Annotated in this window: 14 protein-coding genes; 2 read left to right on the forward strand and 12 right to left on the reverse strand. The window is 71.9% G+C overall.

Annotated elements, in window-relative coordinates:
- Positions 1–45: 45 nt before the first annotated feature.
- Together ACWDRW_RS09705 and ACWDRW_RS09710 are read right to left on the reverse strand one after the other, a co-directional pair.
- Complete coding sequence (locus ACWDRW_RS09705; protein WP_451721813.1) at positions 46–3,039, reverse strand: putative bifunctional diguanylate cyclase/phosphodiesterase; 2,994 nt, start codon at positions 3,037–3,039, stop codon at positions 46–48.
- Positions 3,040–3,423: 384 nt separating this feature from the next.
- Positions 3,424–4,398, reverse strand: coding sequence for a 2-hydroxyacid dehydrogenase (locus ACWDRW_RS09710; protein WP_451721747.1), 975 nt, complete (start codon positions 4,396–4,398; stop codon positions 3,424–3,426).
- Positions 4,399–4,473: 75 nt separating this feature from the next.
- Between ACWDRW_RS09710 and ACWDRW_RS09715 the strand changes: the two genes are divergently transcribed.
- Entirely contained in the window at positions 4,474–5,472 is a 999-nt protein-coding gene (locus ACWDRW_RS09715) for an aldo/keto reductase (RefSeq protein WP_451721748.1), read from the forward strand.
- 157 nt (positions 5,473–5,629) lie between these two features.
- Positions 5,630–6,796 (forward strand): PQQ-dependent sugar dehydrogenase, encoded by a 1,167-nt coding sequence (locus tag ACWDRW_RS09720; protein WP_451721749.1) that lies wholly within the window; start codon positions 5,630–5,632, stop codon positions 6,794–6,796.
- Positions 6,797–6,799: 3 nt separating this feature from the next.
- Here the strand turns inward: ACWDRW_RS09720 and ACWDRW_RS09725 are convergent, their stop codons facing one another.
- The 10 genes from ACWDRW_RS09725 to gatA all read right to left on the reverse strand — a co-directional run bounded on the left by ACWDRW_RS09725 (position 6,800) and on the right by gatA (position 17,996).
- A complete protein-coding gene (locus ACWDRW_RS09725) occupies positions 6,800–7,060 on the reverse strand; it encodes a hypothetical protein (RefSeq protein WP_451721750.1) in 261 nt (86 codons plus the stop codon).
- Positions 7,061–7,085: 25 nt separating this feature from the next.
- Positions 7,086–10,118 (reverse strand): helix-turn-helix transcriptional regulator, encoded by a 3,033-nt coding sequence (locus tag ACWDRW_RS09730; protein ID WP_451721814.1) that lies wholly within the window; start codon positions 10,116–10,118, stop codon positions 7,086–7,088.
- Between the two features lie 65 nt (positions 10,119–10,183).
- The gene (locus ACWDRW_RS09735) at positions 10,184–10,369 is read right to left on the reverse strand and encodes a hypothetical protein (RefSeq protein WP_451721751.1); all 186 of its coding nucleotides are present in this window, start codon (positions 10,367–10,369) and stop codon (positions 10,184–10,186) included.
- 198 nt (positions 10,370–10,567) lie between these two features.
- Positions 10,568–11,128, reverse strand: coding sequence for a hypothetical protein (locus ACWDRW_RS09740; protein WP_451721752.1), 561 nt, complete (start codon positions 11,126–11,128; stop codon positions 10,568–10,570).
- 35 nt (positions 11,129–11,163) lie between these two features.
- Positions 11,164–11,739, reverse strand: coding sequence for a GNAT family N-acetyltransferase (locus ACWDRW_RS09745; protein ID WP_451721753.1), 576 nt, complete (start codon positions 11,737–11,739; stop codon positions 11,164–11,166).
- On the reverse strand, positions 11,717–13,945 hold the full coding sequence (locus ACWDRW_RS09750) for an MMPL family transporter (protein WP_451721754.1): 2,229 nt from the start codon (positions 13,943–13,945) through the stop codon (positions 11,717–11,719). The genes ACWDRW_RS09745 and ACWDRW_RS09750 overlap by 23 nt, the downstream gene beginning before the upstream one ends.
- Before the next feature lie 194 nt (positions 13,946–14,139).
- Positions 14,140–14,442 (reverse strand): hypothetical protein, encoded by a 303-nt coding sequence (locus ACWDRW_RS09755; RefSeq protein WP_451721755.1) that lies wholly within the window; start codon positions 14,440–14,442, stop codon positions 14,140–14,142.
- Between the two features lie 294 nt (positions 14,443–14,736).
- Positions 14,737–16,254: an Asp-tRNA(Asn)/Glu-tRNA(Gln) amidotransferase subunit GatB gene (gatB, locus tag ACWDRW_RS09760; protein ID WP_451721815.1), complete on the reverse strand. Its 1,518-nt coding sequence runs from the start codon at positions 16,252–16,254 to the stop codon at positions 14,737–14,739.
- A 12-nt stretch (positions 16,255–16,266) separates the two neighbouring features.
- Entirely contained in the window at positions 16,267–16,506 is a 240-nt protein-coding gene (locus ACWDRW_RS09765) for a hypothetical protein (RefSeq protein ID WP_451721756.1), read from the reverse strand.
- Complete coding sequence (gene gatA, locus ACWDRW_RS09770; RefSeq protein ID WP_451721757.1) at positions 16,503–17,996, reverse strand: Asp-tRNA(Asn)/Glu-tRNA(Gln) amidotransferase subunit GatA; 1,494 nt, start codon at positions 17,994–17,996, stop codon at positions 16,503–16,505. The genes ACWDRW_RS09765 and gatA overlap by 4 nt, the downstream gene beginning before the upstream one ends.
- Positions 17,997–18,000: the final 4 nt, after the last annotated feature.

Genomic DNA, 18,000 nt, shown 5'->3' on the forward strand with positions numbered 1-18,000 from the left:
TCGGGTGCGCATGGCACTGACCCTCCCCCCGGCACGCGTCGCGTGTCAAGGTGGTGGGACGGGCGTCTCATTATGTGAGCGATGGGCACTGCCGCCTCCGAGAACAGCGGACACACTTCCGGTGTACACCGGTGCGGCGCCCCCGGCGAACGCGGGCTCCACCGGTCCGTGCGGGACCGGATAATGGCCGGATCCGAGCGCTCTGCGGAGCCGGTACTCGTCCAGCGGGCCGGAGAAGGCCATGCCCTGTCCGTGCGTGCAGCCCATCGCGCGGAGCGCCACCACCTGCTCGGGCAGGTCCACGCCGTCGGCCACGGACTGCAGCCCCAGATCGGTGGCGATCCGCAGCAGTCCACTGGTGATCTTGTGCAGCCGCGCGGACTCGACGACGCCCTCGACCAGACCGCGGTCGACCTTGAGGATGTCGACGGGGAGTCTGCGCAGCGCGGTGATCGCCGCACAGCCACTGCCGAAGCCGTCCAGCGCGATCCGCACGCCGAGCCTGCGCAACGCGCTCAGCCTGCGCTCCAGCTCGTCCAGCGAGACGCGTACGTCGGTGTCGGACAGCTCGATCACCAGCGAACCCGAGGGCAGCCCGTGCCGGGTGAGCAGGGCCTCGATCGAGTCGAGCGGCATCGAGCGGTCCAGCAGCCGACGCGCGCTCATCCGGACGCAGACCGGCACCGCGAGCCCCGTGGCGGTGCGCTCGGCGGCCTGTTCGACGGCCTCCTGGAGCATCCAGCGCCCCAGCTCGGCGGTCTTGTCGCTGTCCTCGGACACCCGCAGGAACTCGGCGGGCGTGAACAGCACGCCTTGCGAGGACCGCCAGCGGGCCTGGGCGGCGACCGATGTGATCCGGCCGTCCTCCAGCGACACCACCGGCTGGTGCAGCAGCGCGAACTCGCCGTCGTGCAGCGCCGCCCGCAGTCGCGTGGCCAGCTCCGCCTTGCGTACGACGTCCTGCTGCATCTGCGGCTTGTACAGCTCGACCCGGCCTTTGCCGCCCGCCTTGGCGCGGTACATCGCGAGGTCGGCGTTGCGCAACAGCTCTCCCGCGCCGAGGCCCGGCTCGGCGAAGGCGACCCCGATGGAGGCGTTGACCCGGACATCGTTGCCGTCGATGACGTACGGCTGGGACAGGGTGACCCTGAGGCGGTCGGCGAGCTCCAGGATGTTCCGTTCGCGAGCGGTACGGTCGCGGGTGCCGTCCCCGACGATGAGCGCGGCGAACTCGTCCCCGCCGAGCCGGGAGGCGGTGTCCCCGTGCCGGACCGCCTCCTGGAGTCGGCGGGCGGCCTGGACGAGCAGTTCGTCCCCGGCCTGGTGCCCGATGGTGTCGTTGACGGCCTTGAAGCCGTCGAGGTCGATGAAGAGGACGGCGGTGCCGCGCAGGGCGGCGCCGCGGTCGGAGGCACGGCGGCCGGAGAGCGCCTGCTGGACGCGCTTGGTGAACAGGGCGCGGTTGGGCAGGTCGGTGAGCGGGTCGTGCTCGGCGTTGTGCTGGAGCTGCGCCTGCAGGCGCACGCGTTCGGTCACGTCCCGGCTGTTGAAGATGAGGCCGCCGTGGTGGCGGTTGACGGTGGACTCGACGTTGAGCCAGCCACCGTCGCCGGACCGGAAGCGGCACTCGATGCGCGTGGTGGCTTCCTCCAGGGGGCTGGCGGCGAGGAAGCGGCGCACCTCGTGCACCACACAGCCCAGGTCCTCCGGGTGGATCAGGTTGGCGAGTTCGGTCCCCACCAGCTCCTCCGCGGGGCGGCCGTAGACGCCGGCCGCGGCCGGGGAGACGTAGCGGAGGATGCCGTTCGGCGCGGCGATCATGATGACGTCGCTGGAGCCCTGCACCAGGGAGCGGAAGTGGTTCTCCTTCTGCGCCAGTTCCTGGGTGAGGGTGATGTTGTCGAGCAGCATGATGCCCTGGCGCATCACGAGGGCGAGCACCACGGTGCCGCCGGTGATGAGCACGATCCGGTCGACGCTGCGGCCGTTGAGGACGTTGTAGAGAATCCCCAACGTGCAGACGGCGGCCGCGAGATAGGGCGTGAGAGCGGCCAGCGAACCGGCGATCGGCCGGGCCGCCGGGTACCGGCTGTGATCACCTCCCTGCGCGGGCAGGTGGTGGTGGCCGCCACCGCGCTGTCCCGGTAGGTGCTCGTGCACCACGCGCGTGTACCCCTCGCTCTCCTGCCGCTCGGCGTCGCCGCGCCGGGGTGTGGCCCAGGGGGCGTAGGCCAGCAGCAGCGAGCCCGCGAACCAGCCCGCGTCGAGGAGTTGGCCGGAACGGTAGTTGTTGTGCATCAGCGGCGATGTGAACAGCGCGTCGCACATCACGGTCAGGGCGAGGGCGCCGATCGCGGTGTTGACGGCCGTGCGGTTCACCGAGGAGCGCCGGAAGTGCAGCGCGAGCACCATGCTGACCAGGGCGATGTCCAGCAGCGGGTAGGCGAGCGAGAGCGCGGTGTGCGCCACGCTCGTCGCCTCGGACTCCGCCGCGGTCTGGGCCAGGGCGAGGCTCCACGCCAGGGTGAGCAGGGAGCCGCCGATCAGCCAGGCGTCGAGCCCGAGACAGACCCAACCGGCCTTGGTCACCGGGCGCTTGGCGAGCACCAGGAGTCCCACGATGGCGGGCGGGGCGAAGCAGAGGAAGAACCCGTCCGCGTAGGACGGGCTGGGCACGGGCCGCTCCAGGACGACCTCGTACCACCCCCAGACCAGGTTGCCCAGGGCGGCCATCAGTGAGGAGAGGGCGAACAGCAGCCAGGCCGGCCGGAAGCGGATCCGGCGGTTGCGGGCGTAGACGAAGCAGGAGACTGCCGCGGCGGCCGCCGCGGCGCTCAGCCCGAAGTCACCCATGATCAGGGCGAGTTGGCTCGAACCCCAGCCGCACGCGGAACCGACGGCGTATCCCGCGCACACCAGGGCCAGGGCGAGTTGGGGGACCAGACCGGCCCCGCCGCCGGTGGACGGCGGCCGGGGCAGCGCCCCCGAGGCGGGCTGGGCCCGCAGCGCTCCGCGCAGCATGGTGGGGGGCGGCGAGATCACCGGTCCCTCCCGGTCCGCGCCGCACCCGGGTCCCGAGTGTCCCGGTGCGCTGGGTGTGTGTGCCTCCTGCGGCCGCTGTGCCTGCGGTGGTGGCTGTGGTGACCGCCGTGGTGGCCGCGTCTGCGCGCGGTCGTGCGCCAGGGTCGCCGCCGGCGGCCCCGCCGCGTCGGATCGTTGGTCCATAGGCCGTGCATCGCCCGTCGCCCCCCTCACAGTCTGAAATGTCCATCCCCGGCGCCGAACGGTGCGCGGCGCAGCCCCTGTCGGGACGATACACCAGTCTCGTCACTCAGGGACATAGGTTCTCTACGCTCCGTGACGATCAACGGGGGTGCGGGCACGGACCGCTTCCGCAAGGTTGCGGAGGGTACCCGAACCGGATTACGTGGCCGTCACGTCGGTTGCGGGGCCGCTGGGGACACCCGTTGTAAGGATCACGTTGCGCAGGGGCTCCCGGTTCACGAATCGGTGCAACTGGTCCGCCAGCAGCCGCTTGGCGCGCGGCAGGAAGGCGGATGTCGGGCCGCCCACGTGCGGGCTGATGAGCACTCCGGGCGCCTGCCACAAGGGGTGGCCGGGGGGCAGCGGCTCGGGGTCGGTGACGTCGAGGGCCGCGGTGATGCGCCCGTTCTCCAGTTCCGCGAGCAGGGCCTTGATGTCGACGACGGCGCCCCGGGCGACGTTCACCAGCAGCGCGCCGTCCTTCATCCGGGCCAGGAAGGCGGCGTCGACCAGGTGCCGGGTGGACGAGGTGAGCGGTGTGGACAGTACGACGACGTCCGCCTCCGGGAGCAGGGAGGGCAGTTCGGTGAGCGGATGCACTGGACCGCGCGCCGTGGTGCGCTCGGAGCGCGCGACGCGCGCCACCCGCGCGAGCTCGAACGGCGCGAGCCGGTCCTCGATGGCGGCGCCGATCGAGCCGTATCCCACGATGAGGACGGTCTTGTCGGCGAGGGCGGGCCGGAACCCGCCGCGCCACTCCCCCTTGTCCTGGGCGCGCACGAAGTCCGGGATGCCGCGCAGCGAGGCAAGGATCAGGGCGAGGGTGAGCTCGGCGGTGCTCGCCTCGTGCACCCCGCGCGCGTTGCAGAGCTGGACGCCGGGACCCAGATGCCGCAGGCCGGGCTCGACGTGGTCGGTGCCGGCGGACAGCGTCTGGACGACCCGCACGGAGCTCATCCGGGGCAGCGGACGCTGCCCGAGGCCCGGCGGCTTCATGTAGGGGACGACGTAGAAGGCGCACGCGGCGGGGTCCGCGGGGTAGTCCTCGGCACCGTCCCAGAAACGATACTGCGGCCCGTCGGGGAGCCCTTCGATCTCTTCCGGCGGGATGGGAAGCCACACGTCAGGAGTCATGTCAGGAGGCTATGTCAGGGGTGCCGGACGGCAGAGGTTAGGTTGGGGTGCCGGAAGAGGGAGGGTCACGAGCAGGTGGAGCGCAGGACGATCGGCGCGGCGGCGCTCGCGGTGGGGGCTGTCGGACTCGGGTGCATGCCGATGAGCTGGGCGTACAGCGGATCGCGGCAGCGCGGTGACGAGTCGCTGCGAGCCGTGCACCGGGCGCTCGATCTGGGCTCGACGCTGCTGGACACGGCCGACATGTACGGCCCGTTCACCAACGAGCTGCTGCTGGGGCGGGTGTTGAAGGAGCGTCGGCAGGACGCCTTCGTCTCGACCAAGGTCGGTCTGCTGGTCGGCGAGCAGCACATCGTGGCCAACGGCCGCCCCGGGTACGTGAAGCGGGCCTGCGACGCCTCGCTGCGACGCCTGCAGACGGATGTGATCGACCTCTACCAGCTGCACCGCGCGGACCCGGAGGTCCCGGTCGAGGAGACCTGGGGCGCGATGGCGGAGCTCGTACAGGCGGGCAAGGTAAGGGCGTTGGGCCTGTGCGCGGTCGGCGCGCGCGGCGGCCGCCGGTCCGGTACCCGGCTGCACGACGCCACGCTGCGGCAGTTGCGGCGGATGCAGCAGGTCTTCCCGGTGAGCGCGGTCGAGGCGGAGCTGTCGGTGTGGTCGCCGGAGGCACTGGAGTCGCTGCTGCCGTGGTGCGAGGCTCGCGGCATCGGCTTCCTGGCGGCGATGCCGCTCGGCAACGGCTTCCTGACCGGCACGCTGACGCCGGGCGAGGGCTTCGAACCGGACGACGTACGCGCCCGGCACCCGCGCTTCACCGCGGAGATGATGGCGGCCAACCAGCCGATCGTGGCGGGCCTGCGCCGCATCGCCCACCGCCACGGCGAGGACGTCACCCCGGCCCAGGTGGCGCTGGCGTGGGTCCTGGCACAGGGCCGGCACGTGGTGCCGGTCCCGGGCGCGAAACAGGAACGCTGGGTGACGCAGAACGCGGGCGCGGCTTCCCTGTGCCTCACGGCGGAGGACCTGGCGGAGGTGGGGCGGTTGCCGGGGGCGCGGGGGTCCTGGGACTGACCGGGGGCGTTTGATCCGCGTCGGCAGCGGCGGCTCACTGCGGGCGCGGCGGCGAGCCCCGTGATTCGGGGTTTCGTGATCGGGAACCTGTGAGGCGCGAGCGGTGTATGACAGGTAGAACCCGCGTCGGGACCGCCGCGTCGAAGGGACCAAGATCGTGCAACGTCGAGCTGTGACGGCCGTACTGGCCGCGGCCGCCCTCCTGCTGACGGCGGGGTGCTCCTCAGACGAGGACGGGGGATCGTCGGGCGGCGGTGACGGCGCGGCATCGAGGGATACGACCTCGGCGGCGCCGCCCTCGTCGGGGGCGAGCGAGGAGACCCCGCCCGCCAAGGGCTCGGCCGAGGTGGTGCGCACGGTCGCCGAGGGACTCGAGACACCCTGGGGCCTGGCCCCGCTGCCCGACGGCGACCTGCTCGTCTCCTCGCGCGACGAGGCCACGATCACCCGAGTCGACCCCGAGACCGGCAAGAAGACCGAGGTGGGCGAGGTGCCCGGGGTCTCCCCCGAGGGCGAGGGCGGCCTGATGGGCCTCGCCCTCTCCCCGGACTACGCCTCGGACCACATGGTCTACGCCTACTTCACCTCGGCCTCGGACAACCGCATCGTCCGCATGCTCGTCGACGAGGACAAGCCGGCCGGCGAGCAACTCGGCGCACCCGACACGATCTTCCGGGGCATACCCAAGGGCTTCATCCACAACGGCGGCCGGATCGCCTTCGGCCCCGACAAGATGCTGTACGCGGGCACGGGCGAAAGCGGGGACACGGGCCTGTCCCAGGACAAGGAGTCCCTGGGCGGCAAGATCCTGCGCATGACCCCGGAGGGCGAACCCGCCCCGGGCAACCCCTTCGGCGACTCCCCCGTGTACTCCTACGGCCACCGCAACGTCCAGGGCCTGGCCTGGGACACCAAACAGCGCCTGTTCGCGGCGGAGTTCGGGCAGGACACCTGGGACGAGCTGAACGCGATCAAGCCCGGCGACAACTACGGCTGGCCGGAGGCGGAGGGCAAGTCCGACGACCCGGCCTACCACAACCCCATAGCGCAGTGGAGCACCGACGAAGCCTCCCCGAGCGGCATCGCGTACGCCGAGGGCTCGATCTGGATGGCGGGCCTGAGGGGCGAGCGCCTGTGGCGCGTCCCCTTGAAGGGCACGCAGGTCTCGGCGGACCCCCAGCCCTTCCTGGAGGGCGAGTACGGCCGCCTGCGCACGGTGGTCTCGGCGGGCGGCGACAAACTGTGGCTGACGACGAGCAACACGGACGGCCGCGGCGACCCGAAGGACGGCGACGACCGGATCCTGGAGGTGCGGGTGAGGTAAGGGCTACTCGTCCTCTATCAGCGACCGGTCGAGGATCGCCACGGAGACGAGGATCAGGAACGCCCGGTGCACCATGTAGTCCACGGTCAGGCCGGGGGCGACGGACACCACCCGGATGTCCTCTCCGCTCACGGCCTGCGACACCGGCGTGAAGGGGTCCTCGGCAAGCTTCAGGAGGCCGCGCTCCAGGAGCTTGCGGCGGTCCTCGCCGAGCGCGTCCCGCTGTGCCGCGGCGCGCTCGGTGTACTCGATCTGGTACAACACGGCTCCTCCCTTGTGGCCGGCCTCATTATCCCGCGCCCAGCCGTTCCCTGTCCCCCGGCTCGAACAAGCCCAGCCGGTGCGCCACCGCCGCCGCCTCGCCACGGCCCGAGACACCGAGCTTGGCGAGGATGTTGGAGACGTGGACGCTCGCCGTCTTCGGGGAGATGAAGAGTTCCTCGGCTATCTGGCGGTTGGTGCGGCCCGCCGAGACCAGGCGGAGGACGTCCCGTTCCCGGGTGGTGAGGCCGAGGGGGTCGGCGGTGGGGCGGGGTGCGTCGGGGGTCAGGGGGAGTCGGGCGCGGTGGGCGAGGGAGGCGGCCTCGTCGGCCAGGGGGCGGGCGCCCAGGTGGACGGCGACCGCGTGGGACAGACGGAGCAGTTCCGCGGCGGCGGCCCGGTCGTCCTCGCCGCCGACCGTCAGCAGGGCCTCGGCCAGGCGGTGGCGGACGCGGGCGAGGTCGTAGGGGCGCTGGAGCTGTTCGAAGGCGGTGGCCACCGTCGACCAGAGGTCGAGGGGCGCCTGGCCCTCGGCGCGCTGGAGTTCCGCGCGGACCCACTGCTCGTGGGCGTACCAGAGGGGGGCGTCGGTGGTGAGGGTCTTCACGGCTCCGAGGAGGCGCTCCAGGGTCTCGCCGCGCCCCTCCCTGGCGGCGGGCAGGTCGCGGGCGTCGCCCTCGGCGGTGGCGGCCGCCAGCAGCAGGGGCCAGGCGTAGCGCTGGGTGCCGGGCTGGAATCCGGTCTCCAGGGTGCGCGCGAGTTCGGCGCGGGCGTCGGGGAGTCGGCCCTGCGCGGCGGCGAGGGCGATGGCGAGCCGGGAGACGGGCAGGTCGTTCTGGGGCATGGGGTCGTGGGTGCCGTAGGCGGCGCGGCCGTGGGCCAGATGCCGGGCGGCCTCCTCGACCCGCCCGCGGGCCAGCGCGAGGGTGCCCAGGCAGTGGGCGGCGCAGCCGCGCGGCTTGGCGACCTGTCCCGTGCGCTGGGCGGTGACCGCCGCCTGAGCGGCCTCCTCCCAGTGGCCCAGGGAGATCAGCGCCTCGGCGAGGTTGGCCCAGAGCCAGGCCTCGGAGTCGGTCAACCCCCGCTCCTGGGCGAGCCGCAGGCCGTCGCGCGCGACGGCGACCGCCTCCTCGGAGCGGCCGATGCCCTCCAGGGCGGACGCCAGGTTGATGTGGCTGCGGCCCAGCACCGACGGCACTCCGGCACGTACCGACTGCTGGCGGACCTCGGACATCACGGTCAGCCCGGTCTCGATGTCCCCGGCGTCGACGAGCAGGCCGCCGAGGGTGAGACGGGCGTTCAGCTCGATGTCGGTGGCGCCCACCATGCGGGCGTACTCGACGGCACGCTCGGCCGCGGTCATCGCCTCCGGACCCGGTGAGTGGACCATGGCCCAGCCGGCGACCGTGGCCAGCACCTCGGCGTGCACCTCGGACGGGGGCAGCCCGCGGACCAGTTCCTGGGCGGTGGCGATCTCCTGCCAGCCGTCGCCGCGGGCCTGCGCCTGGACCAGCCGGGAGCGCTGGATCCAGAACCAGGCGGCGCGCAGGGGGTCTCCCTCGCCGTCCAGCAGGTGCAGCGCCCGCTTGGTGATCTTCAGCGCGCGTTCCCGTTCCCCGCACAGCCGTCCCGCGACGGCGGCCTCGGCCATCAGGTCGAGGTAGCGCAGGGGTGTGGTGGCGGGGTCGCAGCCGCAGGGCGGGTAGGCCTCGGCGTAGTCGAGGGGGCGCAGGGTCGCCCGGACCTCCGCGGGGGCGGTGTCCCACAGTTCCATCGCGCGTTCCAGGAGCCTGAGTTGCTCGGCGTGGGCGTGCCGGCGGCGGGCCGTGACGGAGGCGTCGAGGACGGCGGGCAGGGCCTTGGCGGGGTCGTGGGCGTGGTACCAGTAGCTGGCCAGCCGCATCACCCGTTCGTCGGCGGGCACGAGGCTCGGATCGGTCTCCAGGGCCTCGGCGTAGGCGCGGTTGAGGCGGGAGCGCTCACCGGGCAGCAGATCGTCGCCGACGGCCTCGCGGACCAGGGAGTGGCGGAAGCGGTAGCCGTCGCCCGCGGGCGCGGGGGTGAGGATGCTGGCGTTGACGGCGGCCCGCAGCGCCTCGATGAGGTCGTCCTCGGCGAGCCGGGCGACGGCGGCGAGCAGCCGGTACTCGACGGTGGAGCCGCCCTCGGCGACGATCCGGGCGACCCGCTGCGCGCTCTCGGGCAGCGCCTCGACCCGCACTAGGAGCAGGTCGCGCAGGGAGTCGGTGAGTCCGGTGCAGCAGCCCTCGTGTGCGGCGACGGCGAGTTCCTCGACGAAGAAGGCGTTGCCGTCGGAGCGTTCGAAGATCTCGTCGACCGTGCCGGGGTCGGGTTCGCCGGCGAGGATCCCGGCGATCTGGCGGCCCACCTCGGCACGGCTGAAGCGGGCGAGCTCGATCCGGCGGACCGTGCGCAGCCGGTCGAGTTCGGCGAGCAGGGGGCGCAGCGGATGGCGTCGGTGGATGTCGTCGGAGCGGTAGGTGGCGAGGACGACCAGGCGGCCGGTGCGCAGGGTGCGCAGGAGGTAGGCGAGCAGGTGGCGGGTGGAGGCGTCGGCCCAGTGCAGGTCCTCCAGGGCGAGGACGACGGTGCGGTCGGCGGCGACCCGCTCCAGCAGTCGGGCGGTGAGTTCGAAGAGGCGGGCCATGCCGTTCTCGTCGTACCGCTGGGAGCCGGTCTCGCCGAGTTCGGGCAGCAGGCGGGCCAGTTCCTCCTCCTGGCCCGCGGTGGCCTCGGCCAGTTCGCCGGGCAGTTCGTGGCGCAGGGCGCGCAGGGCGGTGGAGAAGGGGGCGAAGGGCAGTCCGTCGGCGCCGATCTCCACACAGCCGCCGAGCGCGACGACGGCTCCGTCGCGGGCGGCGGCGCTCGCGAACTCCTCGACCAGGCGGGTCTTGCCGACCCCGGCCTCACCGCCGACCAGCAACGCCTGCGGCTCTCCCGCAGCGCCGGCGCGGGCGAGCGCGTCGTTCAGGGTCTGCAACTCGTCGGCACGACCGACGAACACCGGGCTGACGGACTGGGTCTCCACGGGCCAGAGCATCGCACGCGGCTCCGGCTGCGGGGCACCGGTTTTCACCGGCCGCCCCGCGCCCAGTCCCCCGGCGGTCATGCGGCGCGGGTGGTCCGCAGCCGGCCGAGGCGGGAGCTATGCACCTCGCCCTCGGCGGCCCGGCGGGCGGCTTCCCGGCGGGCGGCGCGGCGCGTGCGAACGATCTCGCGGACCAGACGCTCGTTCTGGGCCTCGCGGATCAGGTCGGCGGAACGGAGGTGGTGGAGCTCGTACTCGAACATGGTGTCCCCTGCTGAGAGTTGGTTTCGAGGGCTTCGCTTGCTGCGATGCCTCAACTCTCGTCTCCCAGGGGGGTCCGCCACATCGGGAGAGTTCCGCATCTTCGGCGGCGGGCGGGGCCTTAGACGCGCGTGAGGGGGCCTCAGGGCTTCCGTAAGGTACTCACGGACGCCCTAAGACCCCTCAGGACCTGCGGTGATTCAGCTGGTGGAGGGCAGGCCGAGCAGGACGTCGGTGTACTTGAGCACCGCCATCAGCAGGCCGATCACGCCGAGGGCGACGCCCGCCCAGGCGACCGACTTGATCCACACGGGCTGCGGCTTGCCGGGGGCGCCGAAGGCGGGCCGGGCCAGCGCGAACACGCCCACGATCAGGCCGAGGAGCGCGAACAGACCCGCCCACAGGGCGGTGGTCTGCCAGGCGTCGCCGTAGACCTCCTTGACCTGCTGGGCCACGGTCGCGCTGGAGGAGGTCTCCAGCTGGCCGATGAGGGTCTCGCGCGCGGAGGCGACCGTGCCGATCCAGCCGCCCGTCAGCGACACCAGGCCGAGCGCCGCGGAGACGACCGCGGCGGCGCCCTGCCCGACGAAGGAGGAGCCCTCCCGGGTGGCCTGGATCTGCTCGTCGCCGTCGTCCTCGAGGAGCTCGTCGCCGTTCTCGAGGATCTCGGCGTCGGTCTTGGTGACGTCCGTGGGCTCGGTGGCCTCGACGGCCTCCTGCTCCTGGGCGGTCTTCGTCTCGTCCACTGTCTTCGTTCCCATGTGTCGCACCGTACGGAGGCTGTCTGAGAGGTTTCTTAATGATCGCTGTGAGCGGTACGCGCGCGTGCCTCGTGCCACTCGGGGGCGAGGACCGCCCAGATCTCGGTGTCGTGGCGGACACCGTGGTGGGGGTAGTTCTGCCGCAGCACGGCCTCGCGGGTCATGCCGAGCCGCCGGGCCACGTTGACGCTGGGCACATTGGCGCTCGCCGCGTGCCACTCCACGCGGTGCATCCCGCGCTCGTCGAACGCGTGGTCCAGCAGCACCCGCATCGCGCGCGTGACGAGCCCGCGTCCGGTGCCCGCGGGCTCCAGCCAGCACCCGACCTCGCAGTTGCGGGCCTCGGCGTCGAAGTTCAGGAAGAGCACCCCGCCGACGAGCTTGCCGTCCTGCCACAGGCCGTGCAGGGACCCGGTGTCGGCGGCGCGCATGTCGGCGTACCGCTGGAGGACCTCACGCGCGCCGGCGACGTCCTGGGCCTTGGAGGCGAAGGGGACGTACTGGTTGATGAACTCCCGGCCCCGTTCCAGGTGCGCGAGGAACACCTCGGCGTGCCAGGGCTCCAGCGGACGCAGCTCCGCCCCGTCGTCACCCAGCGATATCGCGTACATCGTCCCGCCGCTCCTTCTCGAGCTCCACCACGACGTCGGCCAGCCTCTCATGGGCGGCGCGCGCCTCGGGCGGCTCGATGCTGATCCGCGGCAGCCGGGCGTCCAGCCAGCGTGGCAGCCACCAGTTGGCGCCGCCGAGCAGATGCATGAGGGCGGGGACGAGCAGGGTGCGCAGGACGAAGGCGTCCAGGGCGACGGCGGCGGCGAGCGCGATGCCGAACATGGCGATCACCCGGTCACCGCTGAGTACGAAGGCGAGGAAGACCGAGATCATGATGACCGCGGCGGAGTTGATCACCCGGCTGGTCTCGGCCAGGCCGATCCGCACCGCCCGCCGGTTGTCGCCGGTCTCCAGCCACTCCTCGTACATCCGGCTGACCAGGAACACCTGGTAGTCCATGGAGAGCCCGAACAGGACGGACACCATGATCACGGGGAGGAAGGGCTCGATGGGCCCGGCGCGGCCGAGACCGAGCAGTTCGCTCCCCCAGCCCCACTGGAAGATCGCGACGACGACGCCGAAGGAGGCGGCCACGGCGGCGATGTTCATCGCGGCGGCCTTCAGCGGGATGCCGATGGACCGGAAGGCGAGCAGGAGCAGCAGACAGCCGAGGCCGACCACGACGCCCACGAACAGCGGGAGCTTGCCGACGATGACGTCGGCGAAGTCGTCGTAGCCCGCCGTAACCCCGCCGACCTGCACATCGAGCGAGGTGCCGGTCTCCGCGCGGGGAAGCACCTCCGAGCGCAGCCGCTCGACGAGGTCGCTGGTCCTCTGGGACTGCGGCGAGGAATCGGGGACGAGCGTGAGGTAGGCGGTGTCTCCGGCCGAGTTGAAGGTGACCGGCGTCACGGAGGCGACGCCCTCGGTGGACTTCAGCGCCCTGTCGAGGTTGTCCAGGGCGAGCTTGTCGTCGCCGCCGTCGACCTGCGTCACCAGGGTCAGCGGGCCGTTGACGCCGGGGCCGAAGCCGTCGGCGAGGAGGTCGTAGGCCTGCCGGGTGGTGGCAGTCTGCGGGTTGTTGCCCTGGTCGGAGGTGCCCAGCCGCAGGGAGAGCGTGGGCAGGGCGAGGAGCGTGATGACGACCAGGGCGAGGGCGCCGAGCACCTTGGGGTGGCGTTCGACGAACGCCGACCAGCGGGCGGCGAACCCGGTCGGCAGCTCCGGCTCGGGCCCGTGCTCGACCAGCCGGCGCCGCTCACGGCGGCTCAGGGCGCGCATCCCGATGAAGGAGAGCAGGGCGGGCAGCAGGGTCACCGAGGCCGCGACGGTCAGCACCACGGTGAGCGAGGCGGCGATCGCGACGCCGTTGAGGAAGTTGAGCCGCAGGATCAGCATCCCCAGCAGGGCGATGCAAACGGTGGCACCCGCGAACACGACGGCCCGTCCGGTGGTCGTCACGGCGTTGGTGATCGACTCGTCGACGGTCAGTCCGCGCTTCAGACCGCGCCGGTGCCGGGTGACGATGAACAGCGCGTAGTCGATGCCGACGCCCAGGCCGACCAGCATGCCGAGCATGGGCGCGAAGTCGGCGACGGTCATGACGTGCCCGAGGAGCACGGTCCCGGCGTAGGCGGTGCCGACGCTGACCAGGGCGGTGGCGATGGGCAGCAGGGAGGCGGCGAGCGAGCCGAAGGCGAGGAAGAGCACCAGGGCGGCGACGGCCACTCCGACCACCTCGGCGAGATGCCCGCCGGAGGACTCGGTGAGCCCCACGGCGGTGCCCCCGAGCTCCACCCGGAGCCCGTCGGCCTCGGCTTCCTTGGCGGTGTCGACGACGGCCTGCGCCTCGGCGCGGTCGATGTTCTCGGCGCTGTCGTCGAAGGTGACGGTGGCGTAGGCCGTACGTCCGTCCTCGCTGACCTGGGACGCGCCGTGACCGTCGTAGGGGCCGGTCACCGAGGCCACCCCGGGCAGCTCGGCGATCTCCTCCAGGGTGCGGGTCATCGTCTGCTGGACGTCGGCGGCGCGGACCGTGCCGGAGTCGGTGTGCCAGACGACGGTGTCGCTGTCGCCGCCGAGGCCCGGGAAGCCGTCCTTCAAAAGCTGGGTGGCGCGGCCCGACTCGGTGCCGGCGACCTCGTAGTCGTTGGAGTACGCGGTGCCCACTGTCACGGCGCCCGCGCTCACTGAGCCGAGCGCGAGGAGCCACAGCAGTACGGCGACGAGGCGGCGCTGGACACACCAGCGTGCGAGGGCTGCCACGAACGTGCTCCCAGTAGTTCCGATTTGTGGATCTTTGACCGGGAGTAGTCGTTCATGAGGTGAACAGCCCGCAAAGAACGCATGAGCAATGCGAGGACCACTCTTGCAGGCGAAAGTGATCCTTTGATGCGTTCGTGGGCTTATTCACAGGAGTGGGAGGCAGATCACAGGACAGTAACGACCGCTCTGTCACGTCAGTCGAACTGGTCGCCGAACGCCATCACCGTCACTCCGGCGATCAGCAGCCACAGTGCCCGCCGGGTCCGTCCGCGGGAGCCGAGGAAGGCCGCGAGGCCGCAGACACCGGCACCGAGGGCGTAGGCGGCCGGGACGAGGGCCGGGGCGGGCCCGCCGGCCCGGAGTGTGGAGGCGGCGAGGCCGGCCAGGGTCAGCAGCGCGCCGACCGCGACGGCGGTCCAGCGGGCTCGCCGCGCGTCGTGCACCTCGTCCGCCTCGGCTATGTCCGCGGGGTTCTCGGAATCGGGGCGTCCACTCATGACGGGCGAGCGTAGCGCCCTTTGGCGAGCGCCGGATCACTGGTCGCGCGCACGACCACGTGTCGAGGGTCCGGCCCCGTGCCGAGGGTCCGGCCGCGTAGGGGCTCGCGCCCGCGCTCGGCCTGGACGGCCCGCGTCCGTGCGCCCGGGTGCTCGCCCAGGTCAGCGGCCGGGCCACTGCCGCGGTCCTCCTGGCCAGGGACGGACGGTTTCCGTACGGCTCGCGGGACGCCGCGGGCAGGTACGGCGACGGCCCCGGAGGACGTGCCTCCGGGGCCGTACCGGCGAGGGGGTTCAGCCCTCGCTGACGCCCAGCTTCTCCAGGATCAGCTCCTTGACGCGTGCCGCGTCGGCCTGACCCCGGGTCGCCTTCATGACCGCGCCCACCAGGGCACCGGCCGCGGCGACCTTGCCGCCGCGGATCTTGTCCGCGATGGCCGGGTTGCCGGCGATGGCCTCCTCGACGGCCGTCGTCAGGGCGCCCTCGTCGGAGACGACCTTCAGACCGCGCTTGTCGACGACCTCGTCCGGGGTGCCCTCGCCCGCGAGGACGCCCTCGATGACCTGCCGGGCCAGCTTGTCGTTCAGGTCGCCCTTCGAGACCAGCTCGGAGACGCGGGCGACCTCGACCGGCGTGATCGACAGCTCGTCCAGCGACTTGCCGGACTCGTTGGCGCTGCGGGCGAGTTCACCCATCCACCACTTGCGGGCGGAGGCCGCGTCGGCACCGGCGTCGATCGTGGCGACGATCGGGTCCAGGGCACCGGCGTTGAGAATGGCCTGCATGTCGGTGGCGGAGATGCCCCACTCCTCGCGCAGGCGGTTGCGGCGCACCAGCGGCAGCTCGGGGAGCGCCGCGCGGATCTCCTCGACCCACTCGCGCGAGGGCGCCACCGGGACGAGGTCGGGCTCCGGGAAGTACCGGTAGTCCTCGGCCTCCTCCTTCACGCGGCCCGAGGTCGTCGACCCGGTGTCCTCGTGGAAGTGGCGGGTCTCCTGCACGATCGTGCCGCCGGAGGACAGCACGGCCGCGTGCCGCATGATCTCGAAACGGGCCGCGCGCTCCACGGACCGCAGCGAGTTGACGTTCTTCGTCTCCGAGCGGGTGCCGAACTTCTCGGTGCCGTTCGGGCGCAGCGACAGGTTCACGTCGCAGCGCATCTGGCCCATCTCCATACGCGCCTCGGAGACGCCGAGCGCCCTGATGAGCTCGCGCAGCTCACGGACGTACGCCCGCGCGACCTCGGGAGCACGCGCGCCCGCGCCCTCGATCGGCTTGGTGACGATCTCGATGAGCGGGATGCCCGCGCGGTTGTAGTCCAGCAGCGAGTGCGAGGCGCCGTGGATCCGGCCCGTCGCGCCGCCCACGTGCGTCGACTTGCCGGTGTCCTCCTCCATGTGGGCGCGCTCGATCTCCACCCGGAAGGTCTCGCCGTCCTCCAGCTGCACGTCGAGGTAGCCGTTGAAGGCGATCGGCTCGTCGTACTGGGAGGTCTGGAAGTTCTTCGGCATGTCCGGATAGAAGTAGTTCTTCCGGGCGAAACGGCACCACTCGGCGATCTCGCAGTTCAGCGCGAGACCGATCTTGATCGCCGACTCCACGCCGGTCGCGTTGACGACCGGGAGCGCGCCGGGCAGGCCGAGGCAGACCGGGCAGGTCTGGGTGTTGGCGTCCTGACCGAGGGCCGTCGAACAGCCGCAGAACATCTTGGTCTTGGTGCCGAGTTCGACATGGACCTCGAGGCCCATGACGGGGTCGTACGACGCCAGCGCGTCCTCGTACGACACCAGGTCGGTCGTGGTGGTCACGATGAAACTTCCCTCTCAGCCCAGCAGGACGTCGTCGTCGCCCAGCCGCTTCAGCTCGCGGTAGAGAATGGCCAGGTTGGTGACAACCGCGGCACCGGTCACGACGGCGTCGAGCAGCCGCAGCGCGTCGTTGTCTCCGCGGGCCTTCTTGATCTGCTTGTAGACACCGACGGCGCCGAACGCCGACGTGGCCATCGAGATGTACAGACCGGACTTGGACTTCTTGAAGTCCTTGGCCTTGGACAGCTTGCTCACAGCGACGGAGCCTCCTCAAGAAGCGGGTGCCCCCACCTTTCCACGAAGGCGGCCTCCACTGCGGCGCCCACCTTGTACAGGCGGTCGTCCTGCAGTGCCGGGGCGATGATCTGCAGGCCGACCGGGAGGTTGTCCTCCGGGGCCAGACCGCACGGGAGCGACATGGCCGCGTTGCCCGCGAGGTTGGTCGGGATGGTGCACAGGTCCGCGAGGTACATCGCCATCGGGTCGTCGGCGCGCTCGCCGATCGCGAAGGCGGTGGTCGGGGTCGTCGGGGAGACGATGACGTCCACCTGCTCGAACGCCTTCTCGAAGTCGCGCGTGATGAGCGTGCGGACCTTCTGGGCGCTGCCGTAGTAGGCGTCGTAGTAGCCGCTCGACAGGGCGTACGTGCCGAGCATGATGCGGCGCTTCACCTCGGGGCCGAAGCCGGCCTCACGGGTGAGGGAGGTGACCTCCTCGGCGGAGTGCGTGCCGTCGTCGCCGCTGCGCAGGCCGTAGCGCAGGCCGTCGAAGCGGGCGAGGTTGGAGGAGCACTCGGAGGGCGCGATCAGGTAGTACGCCGAGAGCGCCAGGTCGAAGGACGGGCAGTCCAGCTCGACGATCTCCGCGCCCAGCTCCTTCAGCAGCTCGACGGACTCGTCGAAGCGCTGGATGACACCGGCCTGGTAGCCCTCACCGCGGAACTGCTTGACGACGCCGACGCGCATGCCCTCGACGCTGCCGTTGCGGGCGGCCTCCACGACCGGCGGGACCGGGGCGTCGATGGAGGTCGAGTCGAGCGGGTCGTGGCCGGCGATGACCTCGTGCAGCAGGGCCGCGTCCAGGACCGTGCGGGCGCAGGGGCCGCCCTGGTCGAGGGAGGAGGAGAAGGCGACCATGCCGTAGCGGGAGACCGCGCCGTACGTCGGCTTCACGCCGACCGTGCCGGTGACGGCGGCCGGCTGGCGGATGGAGCCGCCGGTGTCGGTGCCGATGGCCAGCGGGGCCTGGAAGGAGGCGAGCGCGGCGGACGAGCCACCGCCCGAACCGCCGGGGATCTTGGTGAGGTCCCAGGGGTTGCCGGTGGGCCCGTAGGCGCTGTTCTCGGTGGAGGACCCCATGGCGAACTCGTCCATGTTGGTCTTGCCGAGGATGACGACGTCGGCGGCCTTCAGCCGCTTGGTGAGCGTCGCGTCGTACGGCGGGATCCAGCCCTCGAGGATCTTCGAACCGACCGTCGTGGGGATGCCCTCGGTGGTGAAGATGTCCTTCAGCGCGAGCGGCACACCGGCCAGCGGGCCGAGCTTCTCGCCGCGCTCCCGCTTCTCGTCGACGGCACGGGCCTGCGCGAGGGCGCCCTCGCGGTCGACGTGCAGGAAGGCGTGCACCTTCTCGTCGACGGCCTCGATACGGGCGAGGTGGGCCTCGGTGACCTGGACCGCGGTGAGCTCGCCGGAGGCGATCTTCTCGGCGGTCTCGGCGGCCGTGAGCTTGATGATGTCCGTCATGGCT

This window comes from Streptomyces sp. NPDC003635, assembly GCF_053587635.1.

What these genes read in the sequence shown, in the direction of transcription:
- ACWDRW_RS09710 (WP_451721747.1), bottom strand. Translation starts at nt 4,398, where the DNA reads ATGACTCCTGACGTGTGGCTTCCCATCCCGCCGGAAGAGATCGAAGGG.
- ACWDRW_RS09730 (WP_451721814.1), bottom strand. Translation starts at nt 10,118, where the DNA reads ATGCTCTGGCCCGTGGAGACCCAGTCCGTCAGCCCGGTGTTCGTCGGT.
- ACWDRW_RS09735 (WP_451721751.1), bottom strand. Translation starts at nt 10,369, where the DNA reads ATGTTCGAGTACGAGCTCCACCACCTCCGTTCCGCCGACCTGATCCGC.
- ACWDRW_RS09740 (WP_451721752.1), bottom strand. Translation starts at nt 11,128, where the DNA reads ATGGGAACGAAGACAGTGGACGAGACGAAGACCGCCCAGGAGCAGGAG.
- ACWDRW_RS09745 (WP_451721753.1), bottom strand. Translation starts at nt 11,739, where the DNA reads ATGTACGCGATATCGCTGGGTGACGACGGGGCGGAGCTGCGTCCGCTG.
- ACWDRW_RS09755 (WP_451721755.1), bottom strand. Translation starts at nt 14,442, where the DNA reads ATGAGTGGACGCCCCGATTCCGAGAACCCCGCGGACATAGCCGAGGCG.
- gatA (WP_451721757.1), bottom strand. Translation starts at nt 17,996, where the DNA reads ATGACGGACATCATCAAGCTCACGGCCGCCGAGACCGCCGAGAAGATC.